The following is a 22868-nucleotide window of genomic DNA, read 5'->3' as shown; positions in this document are numbered from 1 at the left end:
CAAAAACAATGATAAAAAACATTTATTGTCACTACATCAAAATTTTTAGCAATATAATTTCTATAAGAATCTAAAAAATATATATTTGCATTAGCTCCATAACCTCCTATGACAAAAACTATAGCTTTGAGATCTTTTTCATCATCATAACTGATGCGATATTCAAGCTTACTGGTTCTTTTAATGCCTAGTTCTACATCATCACAAGAATCGATTTCAAAGGTTTGGTTTATGAGCATATAAAGGCCTTTTTTATTAATTTATCGATATTATATTACAAAAAACTAAAAAGGCAAATCATGACAACCCATATCTACGATTTTTTAGAAAAAAGCTTAATCAAATTTAGCGAAAAAACCGCTTTTGTAGAACCTTTTGCCAAGGAAAGAAAAGAAATCACTTATAAAGACTTTGATCTTTTTTCTAAAAAACTAGCCAGTGAAATTTTAAAAACTTTAGGAAATGATAATCCTACTCAAGCTCCTATTTTAATCATCTTGCCTAAAGGGATTGATTGTTTGATTTCATTTTTTGGAGTGGCATTAAGTGGAAATTTTTATACTCTTTTAGATGAAAAAAGCCCTAAAGAAAGAGTAGAAAAAGTTGTAGAGGTTTTAAAACCTAAACTTTTTATCACTTCAAAAGATTTAGAATTTAACTTAGATTTGCCTACGCTTTATACACAAGACTTTGAAAGTTTTAATATAGATGAAAGTTTAATAAAAACTGCAAAAGAAAAACACATAGATACTAATTTACTCTATGTGCTTTTTACAAGTGGAAGTACAGGTATTCCTAAAGGAGTCAGCATAGCACATAAGAGTGTGATTGATTATACTTTTTGGGTATGTGAGACTTTTAAATTTGATGAGAATGAAATTTTAGCCAATCAAGCACCATTTTATTTCGACAATAGTGTTTTAGATATTTTTTCAAGTGTAAAATCAGGAGCAACTTTACATCTTTTACCTAATCATCTTTTTGCCTTTCCAAATAAAATTTTAGAATGCCTTGAAAAAGAAAAAGTAAGCACTATATTTTGGGTACCTTCGGTTCTGATTTATTTTGCAAATACCAAAGCTTTGAATAATTTTAGTTTAAACGCCTTAAAAAAGATACTTTTTTGTGGCGAAATCATGCCTAATAAACAGCTAAATATTTGGCGTAAACACTTACCCAATGCTTTATTTGCTAACCTTTATGGTCCAACAGAAATCACTGATGTATGTTCTTTTTATATCATCAATCGCACTTTTAAAGATGAAGAACTTCTACCTATAGGTAAAGCGTGTAAAAACACAGAACTTTTAGTTTTTGATGAAAATATGAATTTTATAAGTCCTAAAGAAATAGGTGTTAAAGGAGAGCTTTACGTGCATGGAACTTCTTTGTCTTTAGGGTATTATAATGACAAAGAAAAAACCAAACAAGCTTTTATACAAAATCCTTTGCATCATAATTATTTAGATTTACTCTATAAAACAGGAGATATCGTTTCTTATAATGAATTTGGCGAACTTTTATGCTATGGAAGAGTAGATAATCAGATCAAATATATGGGGCATAGGATAGAACTTGGAGAAATAGAAAGCATGATAAATTCTCATGCAAGTGTAAAAAATAGTGCTTGTATTTTTAAAGAAGATATTATTTGTTTTTATGAAAGCGAAAAAGAGATTAATTTTAAAGCTTTTTTAAAAGATAAATTACCTTCTTATATGATCCCAAAAAATTTTATTAAAATTGACAAATTTAAACTCAATCAAAATGGTAAAATTGATAGGAAAGCTTTAAAAGAACTTGTTTAAATAAATATTTTATAATTTCAAAAAACCAAAGGAGAAAATATGCAAGAAATCAAACAATTTTTTATCAATATAGAAAGAACAGATATCAATGAAAGTATGGAAAATCTAGTAAGTGAAGATTTTATCGATAGTATCGATATCATGGCTTTGGTTGCTGAAATAGAAAAATTTTATAAAAAACCCTTAAAAGCAGAATTTATCACACCTGAAAATTTTGAAAGCTTTGAAAATATCAAAAAAATGCTTGAAACTGCAATGAAAGACTAATCTTTCCTTGCAAGTTCAAGCTGTTCTTTTAAAGAACTGATGATTTCATTTTTAGAAACAATAATTTGTGCTATAAAATCTACCACATCATCCCAATCTTTAGTGAGTGTATTTGTTAAAGTATAATTTTGTTCATATTCTTCCCAATTCACAGGAGTAAAAAGAGAATTTTTATGCGGGAAATATTTGTTTTTTACCCATTCAAGCGAAGAAGCAAAATAATCCACATAAGCTTTAGCAATATCTTTTTGTACTGCAAATTTTAATCTTTTTTCTTTACTGCCTTCAAATTTTCTTCTTGCCATAAAAAGCAAAGAATTAAGATTATCCTGCTTTAAATCTTTTTGGTTTAATCTTGACATAAGCTCCATTCCTAAAAGATTAAAACTTTCATTTTTGGTTTGTTTTAAAACAAAACTCTCATCCCATTCAAGTCCTAAATGATAAACAAAATCTTTAAGCAAAGTCCCTCCTACATAATCCTCTCTTAGAAGTCTTGCTATCAAATTTTCTTCTCCAAATACCTCAGCATGAGTTTTACAAATCCACTCATAGTCAAAAACATATCTTCTAGGATGATCTTGCGGAGCAAAATCAGCAGAATAATACCCCATATTGTTTTTATGATCTTGAGAACAATGTGAGTTTAAATAACCCAAAGTATCTCTAAAATACACAATAATATAAATTTGGGTAAAACCCAACTCTCTCATAATCTTTTCTAAAATTTCTACATGTTTTTTAGTAGAAAAATCCCAAACTATACCCTCACATGAAAAAATAAATTTTTTATCTTTATGTAAAGCACTTTCACTTTTAAAATTTTCTATAGCTCTAAGAAGTCTTTCATTTGCAATATGACTTAAAACACTCTCTTTTTTTAAAATATCTTCTTTTTGAACCAATTCTAAAACCATATCCACCAAAGCCCAATGTCTATTTGCCACTCTAAGACTTTTTGGATAAATATAAGCTTGATTTAAAATTAAAATTTCATTTTGAACAAAAAAATTTTGGATCTCGGTACTTCCTGTTTTTGGATTTCCTATATGTAAATATGCTGTCATTATTTTGCCTTAAAACAAATATTTATGTTATTATAACAAATAAATATCAAAGGATTTCAAATTGAAACTTGCATTAAATTCTCATAATATTAAAGCCATTAGCGTAATACTTCCAAAAAATACTCTTTCTGTAGATGAAGAACTACAATTATGCAATTTAACAAAGAATAAATTTGAACTTCTTAAAAAAACTTCTAATTTTTCATCTCATTATATAGCTAATGAAAATACATTTGCAAGTGATTTAGCCACAGAAGCTTTAAACACATTGTTTGAAAATAATATATGTTCAAAAGAAGAATTAGATGTGATTTTTCTTGCTACACATACACCTGATTTTTTTGCGCCCCAAACATCAAGTATTGTGCATAAAAATTTAAATTTAAGCAAAAAAACTGTATGTATAGATACAACAACATTTTGCTCAGGTTTTTTACAAACGCTCATGCAAGCTTTTTTAATGCTAGATAATCCCGATATCCATAAAATAATCATTCTTACAAGTCTCGTAAAAAGCAAAAAAACAGATATAAAAAATGACAAAATCTCCTATCTTACACATAGTGACTGTGCATGTGCAATTTTAATCGAAAAATCTCAAAATACAACACAAAAAACTTATTTTTCTCAGGAAATATACAGTCAATATGCTTTAGAAGAAACATTGCCTCTTAATGCTTACAATACAAATTTTAATGAGTATTTGTACATTAACAACACCTTATTTTTTAACTTTATATCAGAAAACTATCCTGAATTTTTTAATAATTTTTTTGATTATTTTGACATTGATAAAACAAAAATATCAAATTTCTTTTTTCATACACCTAATGATTTTTTCTTCAAAAAAAATTTAGAAAATTTACATATGGAAAATTTCCCATGCTTTCATCAAACATTTAAAATCTATGCAGATTGCAAAGTTAGTAATCTACCTATAGAACTTTGTCTTTATAAACAAAACCAAGAAAAAACACATGTAAAAATGGGGGGGGGTATTGAAAAATATGTTTTATCAAGCTTTGGATCTGGAATTATCTTTAATATAATGGCCTTAGATATAGATTTTAATAACCTACAAACTTTTATAAAAATTAAAAATTTTCCAATATAAATTGATTCTCCTTATCTTTAAAAGTAAAAATTTTATCACCGCAAGGATAAGAGATGAAATTTTCTTGCATAAAAGATTTTCTTTTTTGCAATTTTTCAAGCATTGAAGGAAGTTCTTTTCTAAACAAAGCCCTATCAGTAATCCTCATGCCATGATTTAAGTCTTTTATAAATCTTCCATCAACCTCACTTTCATCTTTTATCAAATTTAAAGTAGCATCAAAACCTAAAGTATTAAAAATCTCATAAAGCATGATCTTATCCTTAGCTGGCGCTCCAACATCTTTAGCACTATGATAAGTTATAAAAATAATATTTTTTGAAACTTCAGATAAAATTTGCAGATGCTTTAAATTTAACAACGCTCTTATCATATAATTTACATCATTGAAAAAATATAACGCATTTTCTTTGCGTGTCCAATGTTTTTTTAAAAAACAGTACAAATCTAAATCTTTAGAACTAAAAACAAATTCAGGAAAACCAAATTCCCTTCCCAATATAAATTTCAAAGGAGGCAAGGCGGGCCCTGAATTATCAATCACACCATCCACATACCAAGGAGCTATTTTTGCTATGAGTAAAGATAGGTATCCTCCATATGACCCCCCCCCATAAATTTTTGGCAAATCTGCAAATTTTGGAAAGCGTTTAACTAGATCTTTTAAAGTATTGATATGATCAATAGCTGCCATAATGCCATAGTTTTGATAGTCTCCATTAGGTGGAACAAAATCGCAAAAAAGTTCTATCTTTTGACTTTCATCAACCAAACCTGCTTGTTTAATCTCTCCAGCTCTTTGCTCTATAAAAGGAATAATTTGTTCAAAATTATCTTCATTAACCGATAAATGTCCTAAATTAATATTTTTTAAAATACCGTTGATACGCTCTAAATCATCTTGATTAGGAATAAGCTTTGGATTGTACTTTTGATCGATACTTTGTCTTGCACAAAAACAATGATAAAAAACATGCACCGCTACAACATTAAAATTTTTAGCAATATACTCTCTATCAAAATCTAAAAAAGAAATATTTGCATTAGCTCCAAAACCACCCACTATAAAAACTATAGCTTTGATATCTTTTTCATCATCATAACTTATACGGTATTCAAGCTTGCTAGTTCTTTTTATATTTAATTCTACATCATCACAAGAATCAATTTCAAAGGTTTGGTTTACAAGCATTATTCCACCCTATTTGTATCATTTTATTGTATTTTAAAGACAATTATACTTAAATTTTAGTAAAATAAAACACAAAAAACAAGGCTTAACTATGAAAAATCTTTGCATCATCCCTGCTCGTGGTGGATCAAAAAGAATTCCTAGAAAAAATATCATTGATTTTCTAGGTAAACCTTTAATCGCTTATAGCATAGAAAATGCTTTAAATTCGGGTATTTTTGATGAAATAGTGCTTTCAAGCGATGATGAAGAGATCATAGAAGTAGCCTTAAAATACGGTGCAAAAGCTCCATTTGTGCGTGATAAAAATTTAAGCGATGATTATGCTTCAAGCACTGCTGTAGTACAAAATGCCATAGAAATTTTACAAAGCCAAAATCAAATTTATGATCATGTCTGTTGTCTTTATGCTACTGCTCCATTAATTAGCAGTGAAATTTTAAAAAAAGCTTTTGAGAAATTTTTAGAAAATGAAAGCAAGTTTTTATTTGCCGCCACTGAGTTTGAGTATCCTATACAAAGGGCTTTTTATTTAAATAAAAACAATCAAGTTTATATGTTTGATGAAAAACATCATAAAAGCCGCTCACAAGACTTAACAAAAGCTTATCATGATGCGGGGGCTTTTTATTTTGGCACAAGTAAAGCTTGGCTTGAAGAAGATTTTATGTTTAAACCTCATTCTAGTGTATTTGTATTACCAAGAAATTTAGTTTGCGATATAGACACCATGCAAGATTTAGAATTTGCAAAAATACTTTATAAGGCAAATCATGAAAGTACTTTTTAGAAGCGATAGCTCAAGTCAAATAGGCTTTGGACACATTAAACGCGATCTAGTCTTAGCTAAACAATACGATGATGTAAGTTTTGCTTGTTTGCCTTTAGAAGGCTCTTTGATCGATAAAATTCCTTATCCTGTTTATGAGCTTAGCAGTGAAAGTATTTATGAACTTATCAATCTCATCAAAAAAGAAAAATTTGAACTTCTAATCATTGATCACTATGGCATCAGCGTAGATGATGAAAAACTGATCAAGCTTGAAACAGGGGTAAAAATCTTAAGCTTTGATGATGAGATAAAGCCTCATCATTGTGATATTTTACTCAATGTCAATGCTTACTCAAAAGCAAGTGATTATGAAGGTTTAGTGCCTTTTAAATGCGAAGTAAGATGTGGTTTTTCTTATGCTTTAATCAGAGAAGAATTTTATCAAGAAACCAAAGAAAATAGAGAAAAAAAATATGATTTTTTCATTTGCATGGGTGGAACTGATATCAAAAATCTTTCCTTGCAAATCGCTAGCGAATTACCTAAAACAAAAATCATAAGCATTGCAACCAGCTCTTCTAATCCCAATCTTAAAAAATTGCAAAAATTTGCAAAATTGCATAATAATATTAGATTATTTATCGATCATGAAAATATTGCAAAATTGATGAATGAAAGCAATAAACTCATCATCAGTGCAAGTTCTTTGGTCAATGAAGCCTTACTTTTAAAAGCAAATTTTAAAGCTATTTGTTATGTTAAAAATCAAGAACCTACAGCAACTTGGCTTGCTAAAAAAGGCTATGAAGTGGAGTATAAGTATTGATAAAACTTAAAAATTTCACAGAACTTAATTCTCAAGAAATAAAGCTGATTTTTAAATGGCGCAATCACCCAGACATCAGTCAATTTATGAAAACAAAATATATTGATTTTGAAGAACATTTAAGATTTTTAAAAAATTTACATCAAGATTCTAGCAAAAAATATTTTTTAGTTTTTCAAGATGAACAGATGATCGGTGTGATTGATTTTGTCAATATCACAACTAAATCTTGCGAATTTGGACTTTATGCAAAACCTGATTTAAAAGGCGTAGGACAAATTTTAATGAATGAAATTCTAAAATACGCTTTTGAAATTTTAAAAGTAGATACTCTTAAAGCTTATGTTTTTAAAAATAATCACAAAGCTTTAAAATTATATCAACAAAATCATTTTACTATTTATGATGAAGATAAAGATTTTTACTATGTTTGCCTAAAGCAATCTCACTGCAAAACCTTGCTTAGCTAATTCTTCTTTTACATCTTTAGGGGTGTACTTAGAAAAATGAAAAATATAAGCCCCCGCTAAAGCATCTGCACCCAAATTTAAAGCTTTAACTCCATCACTTGGATTGCTAAGTCCTCCATTGATGATAAGAGGAATTTTAAGTTTATTTTGAAAGATCTTTAAAAGTTCTAAATCATAACCCTTTGCTTTTCCTTCAAAATCCACAGAGGTTAAAAGAAGCTCTCCAGCTCCTTTTTTTTCGTATTCTAAAGCAAGTTCTAAAGGACTTTTTTCAAGTAAATTTCCCCTATCATAAACACAAAATTGATCCCCTTTTCTTTTAACATCTATAGAGCAAACTATACATTGAGAACCAAAACGATTAGCCGCTTTACTTATAAAATCCACATCTTCTAAGGCTTTAGAATTGATAGAAATTTTATCCGCACCTAAGTTTAAAATCTTTTGTATATCTTCAAGAGTTTTTATCCCGCCACCTATAGTTAAGGGCATAAAACATTCTTTAGCAAGATCTTCTATACTTTCAAAATCTATTTCTCCACTTTTTGAAGCTTCTATATCTAAGATAATAAGCTCATCAACATTGCGTGCATTATAAATTCTCATTGTTGAAGTTAAATGCCCGATGGTACGAAAATCTTTAAATTCTATACTTTTAACAAGTTGAGAATTTTTTAATAAAACACAAGGGATAATTCTAGTTTTTAACATTTAAAGCCTTATAAAATTTTCTAAAAGTTTTAAGCCCAAATTTTGACTTTTTTCAGGATGAAACTGCGTCGCAAAAATATGATCTTTTTGCAAAGATGCGACAAATTTATGCCCATATTGTGCTTTAGCACTTACAAATTCATCTTTGCATTTCGCATAAAAAGAATGCACAAAATAAAAATCACTCTTATCTTCTATGCCTTGATACAAAGGTTCTTGTTTTAAAATTTCAAGCTCATTCCAACCCATGTGTGGGATTTTTAAATTTAAATCCTCTTCAAATTTTACAACTTCACCTTCTATAAAACCAAGCCCATCGCAAACTCCACCTTCATAGCCCTTTTCTAAAAAAAGCTGCATTCCCAAACAAATGCCTAAAATAGGTTTTTTTTGCACCAAAACTTGCTCTTTTAAAGCTTCTATAAAACCAAGTTCTTTTAAATTTTTCATCGCTTCTTTAAAAGATCCCACTCCAGGTAAAAGCAACTTATCTGCTTTTTGCAAATCTTTTGGATTTTTAGCTATGAAATTTGTAGCTCCTATTTTTTCAAAAGCCTTAGCAACTGAGTTTAAATTTCCTGCCTTGTAATCAATGAGTGCTATCATTTTAAAACACACTCGTCTTTTCTTACCAAAGAACCATCATAATCTCTTATAAATTTGCCATTTTCATCACGTTTAAAGATTTTTTTATTGGTAAAAGAATCTACTATTTTTTGAAATTCTTCCTCGCTAAAACCACTGAATTCAAGGTATTTTTTAATAGCCTTTTTAGGGGGTTTGCCATCGTATTTTTGCACCAAACGCACCCCTTCTTCACGGCTGATATAACCTAAACGAATATCCAAACAAGCATTATCTGTTGCTCTACCAAAGCCATATTTACAGTATTTTAAATAATCATGCACATGATTAGAATAACAATCTAAATTTTCAAAATTTTCATAAGTAGTCTCAACAGGATGATCTAGAGTTAAAAAACCATATTTTTTAGAAATTTCAAGAATTTTTTTATAGTCCCATTTAAAATAATACCCTAAAAATAGCCCCGTAACCCCTACTCTTTGAAGTTCTTCATCGCTTGGATAAGTATATAAAAATAAATCTTTTTCAGTGATACCATTTACCCCAAGCATATCAGAAGCACGATTTCCTAAAAGTCCACCAAATTCTTCAAGCCACTCTCTACCTAAAATATTCTTATTTTTACTACTCGCAGGACCGCCATACTCTATCTGCGGACTTTCTCCCCAGATGATCAAAGGCACTCCAAAATTTACCGCTATACGTGGAACAGAAGTAAAAATTCCCAAATGGTTTTGCCACTCATTATCCCCTGTTCTCATAAAAGCTTCACGAGCAAGTTTTTGATAAACTTTTGGATCACGCTTGATATGGATCAAATCCACGCCAAGATGATTTAAATTGTCTAAATTTTTGCGCCCTATTTTCGTAGGTACACTAGGCTCAAAACACACACACAAAGGATTAAGTCCAAGTTCAAGCATTTTAACTACTTGAAAAGTAGAATCTTTTCCGCCACTTACTCCGATAACACAATCATAAACAGGATGTTTTTTGTATTTTTTTATAAGCTCAAAAAATTCTTTTTCTCTTTCTTGCCAATTAATATTTTGATTTTTAGCTTCTTGAGAATGACAAGCATCACAAACTCCATCTTCATCAAAATGTAAATCAGGTTTAGTATCTGGCATCACACATTTTTTGCAAAATTTCATAAATTTCCTTTAATTAGTCTTAAATATATCGTTATAATTAAATTTTATTTTATAATTTTATATATTTATATTATATAAAAATTAAAAAATGAATGAATTCTATGATTTAAATCCCTATGGCATTTTTTAAATAAAACCAAGCAAAATCATAACAAAGTCGTAATATTTATATAATATAAATATATAAATTGAAGAAATATATAATATAATTATATATCATTTTTAGTAGGAAATTTACCAAAGAAAGAAATACATGCAAATAGGAAATTTTAACACAGATAAAAAAGTTTTTATCATAGCAGAACTTAGTGCCAATCACACAGGAAGTCTTGAAATAGCACTTCAAAGTATAAAAGCTGCCAAAAAAGCAGGTGCTGATGCGATAAAAATCCAAACTTACACTCCAGATAGCCTCACACTAAATAGCGATAAAGAAGATTTTATCATCAAAGGAGGACTTTGGGACAAAAGAAAACTTTACGAGCTTTATCAAAGTGCAAAAACCCCTTATGAATGGCATTCTCAAATCTTTGAAACCGCACAAAATGAAGGCATACTTTGTTTTTCAAGTCCTTTTGCCAAAGAAGATTTAGAATTTCTAAAACGCTTTGATCCTATAGCCTATAAAATCGCTTCTTTTGAAGCCAATGATGAAAATTTCGTACGTTTAATCGCCAAAGAAAAAAAACCTACTATCGTTTCAACGGGCATTGCTACAGAAGAAGAGCTTTTTAGAATCTGTGAAATTTTTAAAGAAGAAAAAAATTCTGATCTCATCTTTTTAAAATGCACTTCAGCTTATCCTGCTGCCATAGAAGATATGAATTTAAAAGGCATAGTAAGTTTAAAAGAAAAATTTAATGTTGAAGTAGGATTAAGTGATCACAGCTTTGGATTTTTAGCCCCTGTTATGGCAGTAGCACTTGGAGCTAGAGTGATAGAAAAGCATTTTATGTTAGATAAAAGCATAGAAAGTGAAGACAGTAAATTTAGTCTTGATTTTGATGAATTTAAAGCTATGGTAAATGCGGTTAGACAGGCCGAAAGTGCTTTAGGCGATGGTAAGTTAGATTTAGATGAAAAGGCGCTTAAAAACCGTGTTTTTGCAAGAAGTTTATATGCAAGTAAGAATATCAAAAAAGGTGAAATTTTCAGCGAAGAAAATGTAAAATCCGTGCGTCCTTCTTTTGGACTACATCCTAAATTTTATCAAGAACTTTTAGGAAAAAAAGCTAGCAAAGATATAGAATTTGGCGATGCTTTAAAACAAGGAGATTTTAAATGAAAAATATTTTAGTTACAGGTGCTGATGGTTTTATAGGTTCTCATCTTTGCGAAAGTTTAGTCAAAAAAGGTTTTAAAGTCAGAGCTTTAAGTCAGTATAATTCTTTTAATTTTTGGGGACATTTAGAAAAAAGTCTTTTTTTAAAAGACATGGAAGTTATAAGTGGGGATTTAAGAGATAGTTTTTTTTGCGAAAAAATCACCAAAAATATAGATGCGATCTTTCATCTTGGCGCCTTAATCGCCATCCCCTACTCCTACGCAGCCCCACAAAGTTATGTGGATACCAATGTCAATGGCACTTTAAATATGCTCGAAGCAGCTAAAAAAAACGAAATTTCGCATTTTATCCACACCTCAACAAGCGAAGTTTATGGTACGGCCTTTTATGTGCCTATCAATGAAAAACACCCTTTGCAACCTCAAAGCCCTTATTCTGCAAGCAAAATCGCTGCAGATATGATGGCGCTGAGTTATTATAATTCTTTTAATTTAAATGTCAATATTGCACGCCCTTTTAACACCTATGGGCCAAGACAAAGCGCAAGAGCCATTATACCTACCATCATCACACAAATTTTAAGCGGAGTAAAGGAAATCAAACTAGGAGATTTAAGCCCTAAAAGAGATTTAAATTTTGTGCTAGATACTTGCGAGGGTTTTATCTCTCTTTTAAATTTAAAACATTTTGGAGAAGTTTATAATATAGGCTCAGGAGTAGAATACTCCATGCAAGAAGTACTTGATCTCATACAAAAAATTTTAGATTCTAAGGTAGAAATCATCCAAGATGAACAAAGACTCCGTCCTAAAAATAGTGAAGTTTTTAGACTTTGTTGCGATGCAAGCAAGCTTAAAAAAGCTACAAATTGGCAAAGCAAAATAAGCTTAGAAGAAGGTTTAAGACAAAGCATAGAGTATTTTAAAGAAAATTTAGAAAATTATAAAAGTGAGCTTTATAATGTTTGAAAAAGAAATTTCTTTTATAAAAAGTCTTTTTAATAAAGAAAATATCGCCTTACACGAACCTTGTTTTATAGGCAATGAAAAAAAATATCTTTTAGAGTGCATTGATAGTGGTTTTGTCTCAAGCGTAGGAGAATTTGTAACGCGTTTTGAAGAAGCTTTAAAAGAAAAAACCAAAGCACGCTTTGTCATCGCTACAAATACAGGTACAGCAGCCCTTCATATCGCTTTACTAGCTAATGGCATCGATGAAAACTGCGAAGTCATCACTCAAAGCATAAGCTTTGTCGCCACGGCCAATGCTATCGCTTATACAGGTGCAAAGCCCGTTTTTTTAGATATAGATGAAAACACTCTAAGTTTAAGTCCTAAGGCTTTAGAGCATTTTTTAAAAAATCAAACTTATCAAAAAAATGGTTTTAGCTATAACAAAACCACACACAAATCCATCAAAGCTTGTGTTATCATGCATACCTTTGGTTTAAGTGCTTATATAAAAGCCATCAAAGAGCTTTGTGAAAAATACCATATCCTTTTAATCGAAGATGCTGCAGAAGCCTTAGGAAGCACCTATGAAAACAAGGCCTTAGGCACTTTTGGAAAGTGCGGAATTTTAAGTTTTAATGGCAATAAAATTATCACAGGCGGATGCGGTGGAGCGATATTAAGCGATGATGAAAATTTAGCCAAGCTTGCAAGACACCTTAGCACCACAGCTAAAATCCCCCATCCTTACGAATATGATCATGATAGGATAGCTTATAATTACCGCCTTTGCAATATAAACGCAGCGATCCTACTTGCAGGACTTGAAAATTTGGAACTTTTTTTAGAAAATAAAAGAGAACTTGCTAAAATTTACAAAGATTTTTTTAAAAATCATGATAAATGCAAATTTATCGATGAAAAAAGCGATGAAAAAAGCAATTTTTGGCTCAATACCTTGCTTTTTAAAGATGAAAATTTAAGAAATATCTTTTTAGAAGAATGCTTGAAAAATAATATTTTCGTCCGTCCTGTATGGAAAAGCTTACCAAGTTTAAAAGCTTTTCAAAACTGTCAAAGCGATGAGCTTATAAACACTAAAAAATTAGAAAAACGCTTGGTTAATTTACCTAGTAGCGTTAGAATAGCAAATAAAAAGGAATGATGCATTGCAAAATTTAATTCAAAGCATTAAAAAAATTTTAATAAGAAAAAAATATGAGAGTAGTGGAAAAAAAAAGGGGGGGGGGATTTAAAAATTTAACTTCTTCTTTTAGGAGAAGTGCGTGAAAAATGTCATCATTATAGGAGCGGGTGGCTTTGCTAGAGAGCTTTATTCTTATTTAAAAGATGCAAATTACGAAATTATAGGCTATATCGATATACAAGAAAATAATTTTTTTGACTTAAAATATCTAGGTAATGAAGATAATTTCGATAAAAAATTGATTCAAAAAGCATCTTTTGCCTTAGGTGTAGGACAAATCAATTTAAGAAAAAAAAATCCTTTTAAAACTTTCAAAAAAATCATGTAATTTTATCACTTTTATACATCCTCAATCTTTTGTTTCAAAAGAAGCTAAAATAGGACAAGGGGTTATAGTGTGTCCTTTTGTAACCATTAATGCTAATTCAAATATAGGAGATTTTGTGCTTTGTAATATTTATTCAAGCATAGCTCATGATTGCAAGGTAGGAGAAGGAAGTATTTTAAGCCCTTATGCTACACTCAATGGAAATTCAAGCATAGGAAAAAATTGTTTTTTAGCTACTAGAGTTAGCCTGTTGCCTTGCGTAAACTTAGAAGATAACTGCATAGTAAGCGCAGGTAGTATTATTAGCAAAAACTACACATCCAATCAACTTATTTTTCATAAAAATATAATTAAAACAAGGAAAAAACAATGAAAGAAATTAATATCATAGGCTTTGGTTTAATGGGTAGACAAATAAGTGCTTTATTTTATTTATTGGGTTATGAAATAGGTGTTTATAATAAAAGCAAGCCCAATATATACGAATTTGAAAAACAAATAAAACTTCTACAAAGAAAAATAGATTTTTCTAATTTTAACGCCGGAAAAATAAACATTTACCAACATATAGAAGATCTTAAAAATAGCTTGACTATAGAAAGCTTAAATGAAGATTTAAATTTAAAAAAAGAAATCATACAAATTCTTAGAGACAATAATAATATAGTTTTTTCAAATTCAAGTTCTTTGGGTATGGATGATTTAAGCTGTGATTTTATACATTTTTTCAATCCTGTTTATATCAAATTAATAGAACTTTGTGGTTCTAATTTGGAACGATTTACCCCATTGAAAGATCTTAAAAAATTAGGATTTCATATCATTCGCAGTAAAGGCAATCGAGGAGCTTTAGCAAATTTACTTTTGTTCAATGAAATTTCATCGTTTTTTAAAATTATAGAAAAATACAATTACAATTTCAAAGAATGTCAAACAGTTTATGATTTGCTTTATGAAAAAAGAAATTTGTTAAATATTATCGACACTATAGGCATAGAACTTTGTGATAAAATTTGTAAGAATTTAAAAGAAGAAGATGAAAATTTTTACCATCCAAAAATCTTTAAAAAGGCCTTAAAAAAAGGAATTTTAGGTAGAAAAAATAAAACAAAAATAAGTGATATTTTATAAAATAAGTAAATATTAATTTAATATTTTATATAATCTAATCTTTTTATTAAATTGAAGGGGTGGAAATGATTTATTGTGATCACTGCGTGATGCCAAATACTAGACCTGGTATTAATTTTACAAAAGATAAAGAAGGTAAAAATATCTGTTCAGCTTGTATCAATCATAAAAATAAAGAAAATATTGATTATAAAGCAAGATTTAAAGAGCTTGAAGCCTTATGCGATAAATACCGCAGAATAAATGGAAAATTTGAATATGATTGCGCTATTGCTGTGAGTGGAGGTAAAGATTCGCATTTTCAAGTGCATATTATGAAAGAAAAACTTGGAATGAATCCTATTCTTTTTAGTGTTGAAGATAATTTCACTATGACTGAAGCAGGTAAGAAAAATCTTAAAAATTTAAGTGAAACTTTTGGTTGTCATATTATTAGCTTAAAACCTGACATCAAAACTCAAAAAAAAGTTATGCTAAAAACCTTTGAAAAATATGGAAAACCTACTTGGTTTATTGATAGGTTGATTTACAGCTATCCTTTTGCTATGGCTTTAAAATTTAATACACCTTTATTGGTTTATGGAGAAAATGTTAGTTATGAATATGGAGGTAGTGATACCGAAGAAACTCCTAGCGCTAAAGAAATATTTTTAAATGGTGTAGCTAGTGATTTAAATATAAATGAATTTATAGATGATGAAATCAAAGAAGAAAATCTACAACTCTTTTTTAATCCCAATGCAAATGATATCAACAAACTTAATCCTATTTATCTAAGTTATTTTATAAAATGGAATTCTTATAGCAATTATATTTTTGCTAAAAGTCGTGGTTTTACTGATCTAGAAGGCGAATGGTATAGAACAATGTGTGCAGAAAATTTTGATCAAGTTGATAGTATAGGCTATATCCTACACGCTTGGATGAAATACCCTAAATTTGGTCATGCTTGTGCGAGTGATTACGCAGCTCGTTTCGTGCGATATGGACTTTTAAATAGAAAAGAAGCTATTGAACTTGTACAAAAAAGAGATCATAAGCTTGACAATAAATGCGTTGAAGATTTTTGCAATTTCATAGGTATTAGTAAAACTACATTTTGGAAAATAGTAGAAAAACATTACAATATGGATTTATTTTATAAAAATGATTTTGGAGAATTTAAATTAAAAAACAAATTACAATAAAAATATAAAGGAAAAAAATGCAAAACTCATTAGAAACTTATACAATGAAATATAATGAAAATGGATACGGATTACTTTTTCCAGATGGTCATGTAGTACGTTTTTATGAGAGAATTTTAAAATACAAACTAAATAAAATAAATGGAAATTTACTTGATTTTGGTTGTGGCAATGGTGTACATTCAGCGTATTTTCAAAGCAAAGGGTTTAAAACCTTCGGAATAGATATAGTTCCAAGTTTAAAAGAAATTTGGAAGCAAAATATTAGCGGGGGGGGTATTGTAAAATTATAGAACCAAATTCTAGCATCAAAGGACTTTTTGATGAAAATATGGATATTATCTTTGCAAATCAAAGTCTTTACTACATACCTCTAAAAGAACTTAAACAAAATATTTTAGAATTTTACGAACTTTTGAACACAGGTGGAATACTTTTTGCTACAATGATGAGCAAGAAAAATTATTATTTTTCCCACAGTCAAAAAGAAGAAAAAAATGGCTTGAGTAAAGTTGAAATTAATGGAAGATTAAATGAAACAAGCTTTATACATTTCATCGATAAAGCCGAAGATCTAGAAAATCTTTTTCAACCTTTTGAAACTTTATTTCTAGGAGATTATGATCCTATTAATTTTTATAATTTTGAAGGATCGGCACACCATTATATTTATATAGGTATTAAAAAATAAAATTTTGCCTTTATTTTAAGGCAAAATAAAGGCAAAACTATGAAAAAAACTTTAATCATCGCAGAAGCAGGAGTCAATCACAATGGCGATTTAAATTTAGCTAAAAAGTTAATAGAAATCGCAGCAGATTCAGGAGCTGATTTTGTTAAATTTCAAAGTTTTAAAGCCAAAAACTGTATCAGCACAAAGGCTAAAAAAGCACCCTATCAGCTTAAAACCACGGCTAATGATGAAAGTCAGCTTCAAATGGTGCAAAAACTCGAACTCGATCTTAAAGCTCATAAAGAGCTTATCTTACACGCAAAAAAATGCAATATCGCCTTTCTTTCTACTCCTTTTGATCTTGAAAGTGTAGATCTTTTAAATGAGTTAGGCTTAAAAATCTTTAAAATTCCAAGCGGAGAAATCACCAATCTACCCTATCTTAAAAAAATTGCAAAGCTTAATAAAAAAATTATACTTTCAACAGGCATGGCAAATTTAGGCGAGATAGAAGAAGCTTTAAATGTGCTTTGCAAAAATGGCGCTAAACGCCAAAATATCACTCTTTTACACTGCACTACAGAATACCCTGCCCCTTTTAATGAAGTCAATCTTAAAGCCATGCAAAGCTTAAAAGACGCTTTTAAGCTTGATGTGGGTTATTCTGATCACACAAGGGGTATACACATTTCCCTAGCTGCGGTTGCCTTGGGAGCTTGTGTGATAGAAAAGCATTTTACTCTAGACAAAAATATGTCAGGGCCTGATCATAAAGCAAGCCTAGAACCTCAAGAACTAAAAATGCTTTGTACCCAAATAAGACAAATACAAAAGGCAATGGGTGATGGCATAAAAAAAGCAAATAAAAGCGAACAAAAAAATATCAACATAGTAAGAAAAAGTTTAGTGGCCAAAAAAGACATCAAAAAAGGAGAAATTTTTAGCGAAGGAAATCTTACTACCAAACGCCCCGCAAATGGTATAAGTGCTATGAGATATGAAGAGTTTTTGGGTAAGATTGCTACTAAAAACTACAAAGAAGATGAGCTTATCCGTGAGTAAAAGAAAAATTTGTATAGTCAGTGCAACAAGGGCTGAATGGTATCTTTTAAGAAATTTATGTCATGAAATTCAAAACGATAAAGATCTAAGCCTTCAAATCATCGCTACAGGAGCACATTTAAGCCCTGAGTTTGGACTGACTTATAAAGAAATAGAAAAAGAATTTAAAATAACTAAAAAAATCCCTATCCTGCTTGCAAACGATGATAAAATAAGCCTTTGTAAAAGTATGAGTTTAGCTTTTAGTGCTTTTAGCGATGCTTTTGAAGACTTAAAGCCTGATATGGTGGTGATTTTAGGCGATCGTTATGAAATGCTTAGCGTAGCAAGTGTATGTCTATTGATGCACATACCTTTAGTGCATTTATGTGGCGGGGAGCTTACTTTAGGGGCTATTGATGATAGTATAAGACACAGCATTTCAAAAATGTCACATTTACATTTTGTAAGTCATGAAATTTATAAAAAAAGGCTTTTGCAACTTGGAGAAGAAGAAAAAAGGGTTTTTAATATAGGTTCTTTAGCTTCTACTATCATAAAAAATATGAATTTTTTAAACAAAAAAGATTTAGAAAAAGCCTTAGAAATGAAACTAGATAAAGAACTTTACTTAATCACTTATCATCCTTTAACCTTAAATGTAAAAAATACTCAAAAAGAGATTAAAACCTTACTTAAAAAACTTGACACCCTTAAAAATGCAAGTTTGATTTTTACCAAAGCAAATGCCGATGAAAATGGACTTTTAATCAATGAAATTTTACAAGATTATTGCCAAAAAAACTCACACAAGGCTAAACTTTTTGATAATCTTGGCTCACAAAAATACCTAAGTCTTATGAAAATAGCCAAAGCCATGATAGGCAATTCTTCAAGTGGTATTAGTGAAAGTCCTTTTTTTAAAACTCCTTGCATTAATATAGGCGATAGACAAAAAGGGCGTTTAAGAACTCAAAATATCATTGATTGCGAAATCAACGATCTTGATCAAGCTTTTGAAAAATTAGAAAGCAAAGAATTTAAACAAAATTTAAAAAATTTTAAAAACCCTTATGATAATGATAAAAATCCCAATAAATTCATAAAAACTTGCCTAAAAAATGTAAATTTAGATACAATTTTACATAAAAATTTCATCGATTTATAAGGCTTAGTGTGGATATAAACAAACTCAAACTTACCCCTGATTCTAGCATAAAAGAAGCTTTAAAAATAGTCGGGCAAGAACGCGTTAGACTAGGCATTATAGTGGATAAAAAGGATAAATTTTTAGGAGTCATTAGCGATTCAAACATCAGAAAAGCTTTAATTAGTGGCAAAACTTTAAAAGATAGTATCAAAGATATTTACACTAAAAATCCCATCACCATAAAAGAAAACACAAGCAAAGAACAGCTTTTAAAAATTTCTGCTAAAACCGATATTTATGATTTTCCTGTTTTAGATGAAAAAGGGCAAATTCTTTCCATAAAATCTGTCTCATCGCTTTTAAAAACCAATCCAAACTCCATTGTCATCATGGCTGGAGGCTTAGGATCTCGCTTAAAAGAGCTGACTAAAGATACTCCAAAACCTATGTTAAAAGTAGGCAAAAAACCCATTTTAGAAAGCATAATCCAAAGACTTAAAAATCAAAATTTTGAAAATTTTATCTTTTGTGTGAATTATAAAAAACAAATCATAGAAGATTATTTTCAAAAAGGGCAAAAATTTGGGGTTAAAATTTCTTATATTAAAGAGCGTAAAAAACTAGGTACAGCAGGGGCTTTAAGCCTTATAAAACAAGAATTTAAAGAAAGTTTTATCGTTATGAATGCAGACATTTTAACCGAGCTTGATTTTAATGATCTTTTAAAAGCGCATAAAAAATCAAAAGCTTTAATGAGCGTTTGTGTGCGTGAGTTTGAGCAACAAATTCCTTATGGAGTGATCACTCAAAAACAAGGTTTTATAGAAAATATAGAAGAAAAACCTACCCAAAAATTCCTAGTAAGTGCGGGGATTTATGTACTTGAAAATGAAATTTTAAATTTAATTGCTAAAAATGAATACCTAGATATGCCAGAACTCATCAAACTCGCTCTACAAAAAGGTAAGGTAAATACCTATATCATCAATGATTATTGGATCGACATTGGAAGGCCAGATGAGTTTTTAAAAGCCAATGAGGATTTTAAATGAAAGTCTTAATCATAGGCTTTGGAAGCATAGGAAAAAAGCATTTTTTAGCCTTAAAAAATTTAAAGTATGAAGTAAGTTTACTTTCTTTAAGTGCTAAAAAAGAAGAGTTTGAAAAAACTCAAATCTATCGTTCCTTAAAAGAATGTCATTTAAATGAATTTGATCTTTTTATCATCGCAAATATCACCACAGAGCATTTTAACACCTTAAAAGCTTTAAATGAGCTTGTAAAAGATAAAATCATACTCGTAGAAAAACCTTTATTTGAAAAGGTGCAAAATTTTACAAGCTTAAAAAATCACATTTATGTAGCGTATTTACTGCGTTTTCATCCTGTGATTGTAGCTTTAAAAAAACTTTTAAAAGGTGAAAAAATTTATTTTGCTAGTTTGGTTTGTAATTCTTATTTACCCCATTGGAGGGCTTTAGACTACAGGCAAAATTACAGCGCTAAAAAAGAGCTAGGTGGTGGGGTTTTACTCGATCTTTCTCATGAAATCGATCTAGCCTTTTTTCTTTTTGGAAACTTAGAGCTTATATACTCCCAAAATGCTAAAATTTCAGAGCTTGACATAACAAGCGATGATTTTGCCTTTTTGGTTTTAAAAAATTCACAAAAAGCTAAAATTCATATAGAATTAGACTATTTTTCTAAATTCAACAAAAGAGAAATGACCATCCATACTTTAGAAAAAAGCTTTAAAGCCGATTTAATAAACAATAAAATCGAAATTTATCACAAAGATCAAAGTCAAAAAGTCTTAAATTTTGAAAACGATACGATAAAAACCCTTCAAAATTTACATCAAGCAGTCTTTGAAAAAGACAAAGAACTTTGCGATCTTAAGCAAGCTTTAAAAGTACTTGAACTTTGTGATGAAGCAAGGAAAAAAAATGGCTGAAATTTTATGTACCATTTGTGCTAGAGGTGGAAGCAAGGGTGTTAAAAACAAAAATATTAAAAAGATTAACGAACTTGAAATGATAGCTTATAGCATCATACAAGCTCAAAATTCAAAGCTTTTTAAACACATAGTCATAAGTACTGATAGTGATGAAATCGCAAGTGTAGCCCAAAAATATGGTGCTGAAGTTTTTTTCAAAAGAGAAGCTCATCTTGCCAATGATCGGGCTGCAAAACTTCCTGTCATGCGTGATGCCTTGCTAAGAAGTGAAGAGCATTTTAAAACGTGTTTTGAAACTCTCATAGACTTAGATGCTTCAGCCCCGCTTCGCTCAAGCCTTGATATAAAAAAAGCTTATGAAAGTTTTGTTGAAAATGATAATTCCAATCTCATCACCGCAGTTCCTGCTAGACGCAATCCTTATTTTAACCTCGTAGAAATACAAAATAACAAGGTAGTAAAATCCAAAGAAGGAAATTTTACCACTCGCCAAAGTGCCCCAAAATGCTATGATATGAACGCTAGTATTTATATCTTTAAAAGGGATTATCTTTTAGAAAATGATAGTGTTTTTGGCAAAAACACAGGGCTTTTTGTAATGGATGAAAGCACAGCTTTTGATGTAGATAGTGAACTTGATTTTAAAATCGTAGAGTTTTTAATCTCTTTAAAAAATTTATCGCCAAAGGATTTTTAATGCTTGAAAATAAAATCATCTTTGTAGCAGGAGCTTGTGGGCGTATAGGTAAAGCGCTTTGTCAAAAAATACTTCTTAGCAAAGGTATCCCTATACTCGCAGATATCAACAAAGAACACTTAAATAAATTGCAAGAAAATTTAGAAACAAATTTTAAAACAAAACTTTTAAGCTTAGAACTTGATATCACTAAACAAGAAAGCTTACAAACCGCCCTTCAAAAAAGTCAAGAAAGATACGGCAAAATCGATGCTTTTGTTAACTCAAGCTATCCTTTTGGCAAAGATTGGGGTAAAACGCCTTATTATGAACTCAAATACGAACAAATTTGCGAAAGTTTAAATTTACATTTAGCAGGCTTTATGCTAGCCGCTCAAGAATTTGTGAAATTTTTTAAACAACAAGGCTATGGTAATATCATCAATCTTAGCTCCATCATGGGAGTTTATGCGCCAAAATTTGAAAACTATGAAGGCACTTCCATGCAAAGCTCTTTAGAATACAGTGTGATAAAAGCAGGGATTAATCACATGAGCTCTTGGCTAGCTAAAGAGCTTTTTAATCAAAACATACGCGTTAATACCCTAGCAAGTGGAGGAATTTTGGATAATCAAAATGAACTTTTTTTAAAAGCTTATAGAAAATGTTGTGCAAGCAAGGGTATGTTAGATGCTGATGATGTGTGCGGAACCTTGGTATTTTTGCTTAGTGATGAGAGTAGATTTATCACAGGGCAAACCTTAGTAGTAGATGATGGATGGGGCTTATGATGACCTTCACCCCTACTCAAAAAGAACTCTTTAACAAAAACATTGAGGCTTTAGGTAATATTCTTTTAAAAGAAAGTTTAAAAGAAATTAAATCAAGTAAATTTGAACTTATCTTAGGTAAAGATAATCTAGATATCAATTTAAAAGATACAAGTGATAATACTTTTCTTTATGAAAATGTTATTGATGAATTCAACTCTATGCTAAACACTTATAATGATAAATATCTACTTTATCCTGTATTATATTTTTATGGTTTTGGAAATGGAATTTTATTTAAAGCTTTATTGCAAAATAAAAATCATCAACATATTGTTGTTTTTGAAAAAGATATAGAAATCATTTGGATAATGTTTCATATCTTAGATTTTTCAAATGAATTGCAAAATGCAAGATTGATGATTTTAGAAACAAGTTCTTTGGATATAGAATTGTTTTCTAATTTTTGCTCTAGCAAACCTTTCTTTCAATTTTCTAGAATTTATTTTTTAGAACTGATGAGTCATTATTATGAAAGATTTCATGA

The 22868-nt window shown here is 29.8% G+C and carries 23 protein-coding genes and 3 pseudogenes; 20 read left to right on the top strand and 6 right to left on the bottom strand.

Annotated features, from left to right (window positions below; translation table 11 throughout):
• Positions 1-239: DUF2920 family protein (locus AJN70_RS01720; protein ID WP_148128150.1), on the bottom strand; the 239-nt coding region annotated here is incomplete at its 3' end.
• Between the two features lie 60 nt (positions 240-299).
• On the opposite strand from AJN70_RS01720, the gene AJN70_RS01715 reads away from it, so the two are divergent.
• On the top strand, positions 300-1808 hold the full coding sequence (locus tag AJN70_RS01715; protein WP_070295426.1) for an amino acid adenylation domain-containing protein: 1509 nt from the start codon (positions 300-302) through the stop codon (positions 1806-1808).
• A 39-nt stretch (positions 1809-1847) separates the two neighbouring features.
• Positions 1848-2075, top strand: coding sequence for an acyl carrier protein (locus AJN70_RS01710; protein WP_002777686.1), 228 nt, complete (start codon positions 1848-1850; stop codon positions 2073-2075).
• Here the strand turns inward: AJN70_RS01710 and AJN70_RS01705 are convergent.
• On the bottom strand, positions 2072-3142 hold the full coding sequence (locus AJN70_RS01705; protein ID WP_070295425.1) for an acyl carrier protein: 1071 nt from the start codon (positions 3140-3142) through the stop codon (positions 2072-2074). The genes AJN70_RS01710 and AJN70_RS01705 overlap by 4 nt on opposite strands.
• A 61-nt stretch (positions 3143-3203) precedes the next feature.
• On the opposite strand from AJN70_RS01705, the gene AJN70_RS01700 reads away from it, so the two are divergent.
• Entirely contained in the window at positions 3204-4256 is a 1053-nt protein-coding gene (locus AJN70_RS01700; protein WP_070295424.1) for a hypothetical protein, read from the top strand.
• Here the strand turns inward: AJN70_RS01700 and AJN70_RS01695 are convergent.
• Positions 4237-5448, bottom strand: a complete 1212-nt coding sequence (locus AJN70_RS01695; RefSeq protein ID WP_070295423.1) for a DUF2920 family protein — start codon at positions 5446-5448, stop codon at positions 4237-4239. The two genes, AJN70_RS01700 and AJN70_RS01695, sit on opposite strands and share 20 nt — an antisense overlap.
• A gap of 91 nt (positions 5449-5539) precedes the next feature.
• Here AJN70_RS01695 and pseF point away from each other — a divergent pair, with 91 nt between their 5' ends.
• The 3 genes from pseF to pseH are packed head-to-tail and all read left to right on the top strand — an operon-like array spanning position 5540 to position 7516.
• Complete coding sequence (pseF, locus tag AJN70_RS01690) at positions 5540-6238, top strand: pseudaminic acid cytidylyltransferase (RefSeq protein ID WP_070295422.1); 699 nt, start codon at positions 5540-5542, stop codon at positions 6236-6238.
• On the top strand, positions 6222-7046 hold the full coding sequence (gene pseG / locus AJN70_RS01685; protein ID WP_070295421.1) for a UDP-2,4-diacetamido-2,4,6-trideoxy-beta-L-altropyranose hydrolase: 825 nt from the start codon (positions 6222-6224) through the stop codon (positions 7044-7046). The genes pseF and pseG overlap by 17 nt, the downstream gene beginning before the upstream one ends.
• Positions 7043-7516: a UDP-4-amino-4,6-dideoxy-N-acetyl-beta-L-altrosamine N-acetyltransferase gene (gene pseH / locus AJN70_RS01680; RefSeq protein WP_070295419.1), complete on the top strand. Its 474-nt coding sequence runs from the start codon at positions 7043-7045 to the stop codon at positions 7514-7516. The genes pseG and pseH overlap by 4 nt, the downstream gene beginning before the upstream one ends.
• Here the strand turns inward: pseH and AJN70_RS01675 are convergent.
• Genes AJN70_RS01675 through pseA form a run of 3 tightly spaced genes read right to left on the bottom strand, consistent with a single transcriptional unit; the run spans position 7481 to position 9966 of the window.
• Positions 7481-8227, bottom strand: a complete 747-nt coding sequence (locus AJN70_RS01675; protein WP_070295417.1) for a HisA/HisF-related TIM barrel protein — start codon at positions 8225-8227, stop codon at positions 7481-7483. The genes pseH and AJN70_RS01675 overlap by 36 nt on opposite strands.
• Entirely contained in the window at positions 8228-8833 is a 606-nt protein-coding gene (gene hisH, locus AJN70_RS01670) for an imidazole glycerol phosphate synthase subunit HisH (protein ID WP_083262307.1), read from the bottom strand. It abuts the gene before it with no gap.
• Positions 8830-9966: a pseudaminic acid biosynthesis protein PseA gene (gene pseA / locus AJN70_RS01665; protein WP_070295412.1), complete on the bottom strand. Its 1137-nt coding sequence runs from the start codon at positions 9964-9966 to the stop codon at positions 8830-8832. Before pseA ends, hisH begins: the two co-directional genes overlap by 4 nt.
• 253 nt (positions 9967-10219) lie before the next feature.
• Here pseA and pseI point away from each other — a divergent pair, with 253 nt between their 5' ends.
• From pseI to AJN70_RS01580, 14 genes and pseudogenes are all read left to right on the top strand, one after another.
• Entirely contained in the window at positions 10220-11251 is a 1032-nt protein-coding gene (gene pseI, locus AJN70_RS01660; protein ID WP_070295410.1) for a pseudaminic acid synthase, read from the top strand.
• Entirely contained in the window at positions 11248-12219 is a 972-nt protein-coding gene (gene legB / locus AJN70_RS01655; RefSeq protein WP_070295409.1) for a 4,6-dehydratase LegB, read from the top strand. Before pseI ends, legB begins: the two co-directional genes overlap by 4 nt.
• On the top strand, positions 12212-13366 hold the full coding sequence (gene legC / locus AJN70_RS01650; RefSeq protein ID WP_070295408.1) for an aminotransferase LegC: 1155 nt from the start codon (positions 12212-12214) through the stop codon (positions 13364-13366). Before legB ends, legC begins: the two co-directional genes overlap by 8 nt.
• A gap of 121 nt (positions 13367-13487) precedes the next feature.
• Positions 13488-14109: pseudogene (locus AJN70_RS09795) on the top strand (acetyltransferase).
• Positions 14106-14867 carry a 3-hydroxyacyl-CoA dehydrogenase NAD-binding domain-containing protein gene (locus AJN70_RS09320; protein ID WP_083262306.1) on the top strand — a complete coding sequence of 254 codons (762 nt, stop codon included), beginning with the start codon at positions 14106-14108 and terminating at the stop codon, positions 14865-14867. Before AJN70_RS09795 ends, AJN70_RS09320 begins: the two are co-directional and overlap by 4 nt.
• Before the next feature lie 65 nt (positions 14868-14932).
• On the top strand, positions 14933-16054 hold the full coding sequence (locus AJN70_RS01625) for an N-acetyl sugar amidotransferase (protein WP_070295406.1): 1122 nt from the start codon (positions 14933-14935) through the stop codon (positions 16052-16054).
• A 17-nt stretch (positions 16055-16071) separates the two neighbouring features.
• Positions 16072-16745 (top strand): annotated as a pseudogene (locus AJN70_RS09315) (class I SAM-dependent methyltransferase).
• Positions 16746-16784: 39 nt separating this feature from the next.
• Positions 16785-17789, top strand: a complete 1005-nt coding sequence (gene legI, locus AJN70_RS01610) for a N,N'-diacetyllegionaminate synthase (protein WP_070295404.1) — start codon at positions 16785-16787, stop codon at positions 17787-17789.
• Complete coding sequence (gene legG, locus AJN70_RS01605) at positions 17782-18936, top strand: GDP-N,N'-diacetylbacillosamine 2-epimerase (hydrolyzing) (RefSeq protein WP_002879340.1); 1155 nt, start codon at positions 17782-17784, stop codon at positions 18934-18936. Before legI ends, legG begins: the two co-directional genes overlap by 8 nt.
• Positions 18937-18944: 8 nt before the next feature.
• Positions 18945-19970, top strand: a complete 1026-nt coding sequence (locus AJN70_RS01600; protein ID WP_038401588.1) for a nucleotidyltransferase family protein — start codon at positions 18945-18947, stop codon at positions 19968-19970.
• Positions 19967-20872, top strand: a complete 906-nt coding sequence (ptmF, locus tag AJN70_RS01595) for an L-glutamine-D-fructose-6-phosphate isomerase subunit (RefSeq protein WP_038401590.1) — start codon at positions 19967-19969, stop codon at positions 20870-20872. Before AJN70_RS01600 ends, ptmF begins: the two co-directional genes overlap by 4 nt.
• A complete protein-coding gene (gene legF, locus AJN70_RS01590) occupies positions 20865-21572 on the top strand; it encodes a CMP-N,N'-diacetyllegionaminic acid synthase (RefSeq protein ID WP_038401591.1) in 708 nt (235 codons plus the stop codon). Before ptmF ends, legF begins: the two co-directional genes overlap by 8 nt.
• Positions 21572-22342, top strand: a complete 771-nt coding sequence (gene ptmA, locus AJN70_RS01585; protein WP_070295403.1) for a flagellin modification protein PtmA — start codon at positions 21572-21574, stop codon at positions 22340-22342. The genes legF and ptmA overlap by 1 nt, the downstream gene beginning before the upstream one ends.
• Positions 22342-22868: pseudogene (locus tag AJN70_RS01580) on the top strand (motility associated factor glycosyltransferase family protein); the annotation flags it as partial. The gene ptmA and the pseudogene AJN70_RS01580, both read left to right, overlap by 1 nt.

It is taken from the genome of Campylobacter sp. BCW_4341 (assembly GCF_001764255.1).
In the GTDB taxonomy this organism is placed as follows: domain Bacteria; phylum Campylobacterota; class Campylobacteria; order Campylobacterales; family Campylobacteraceae; genus Campylobacter_D; species Campylobacter_D jejuni.
The sequence above is the reverse complement of the archived record's forward strand: the minus strand, read 5'-3'. Positions and strand labels throughout refer to the sequence as shown.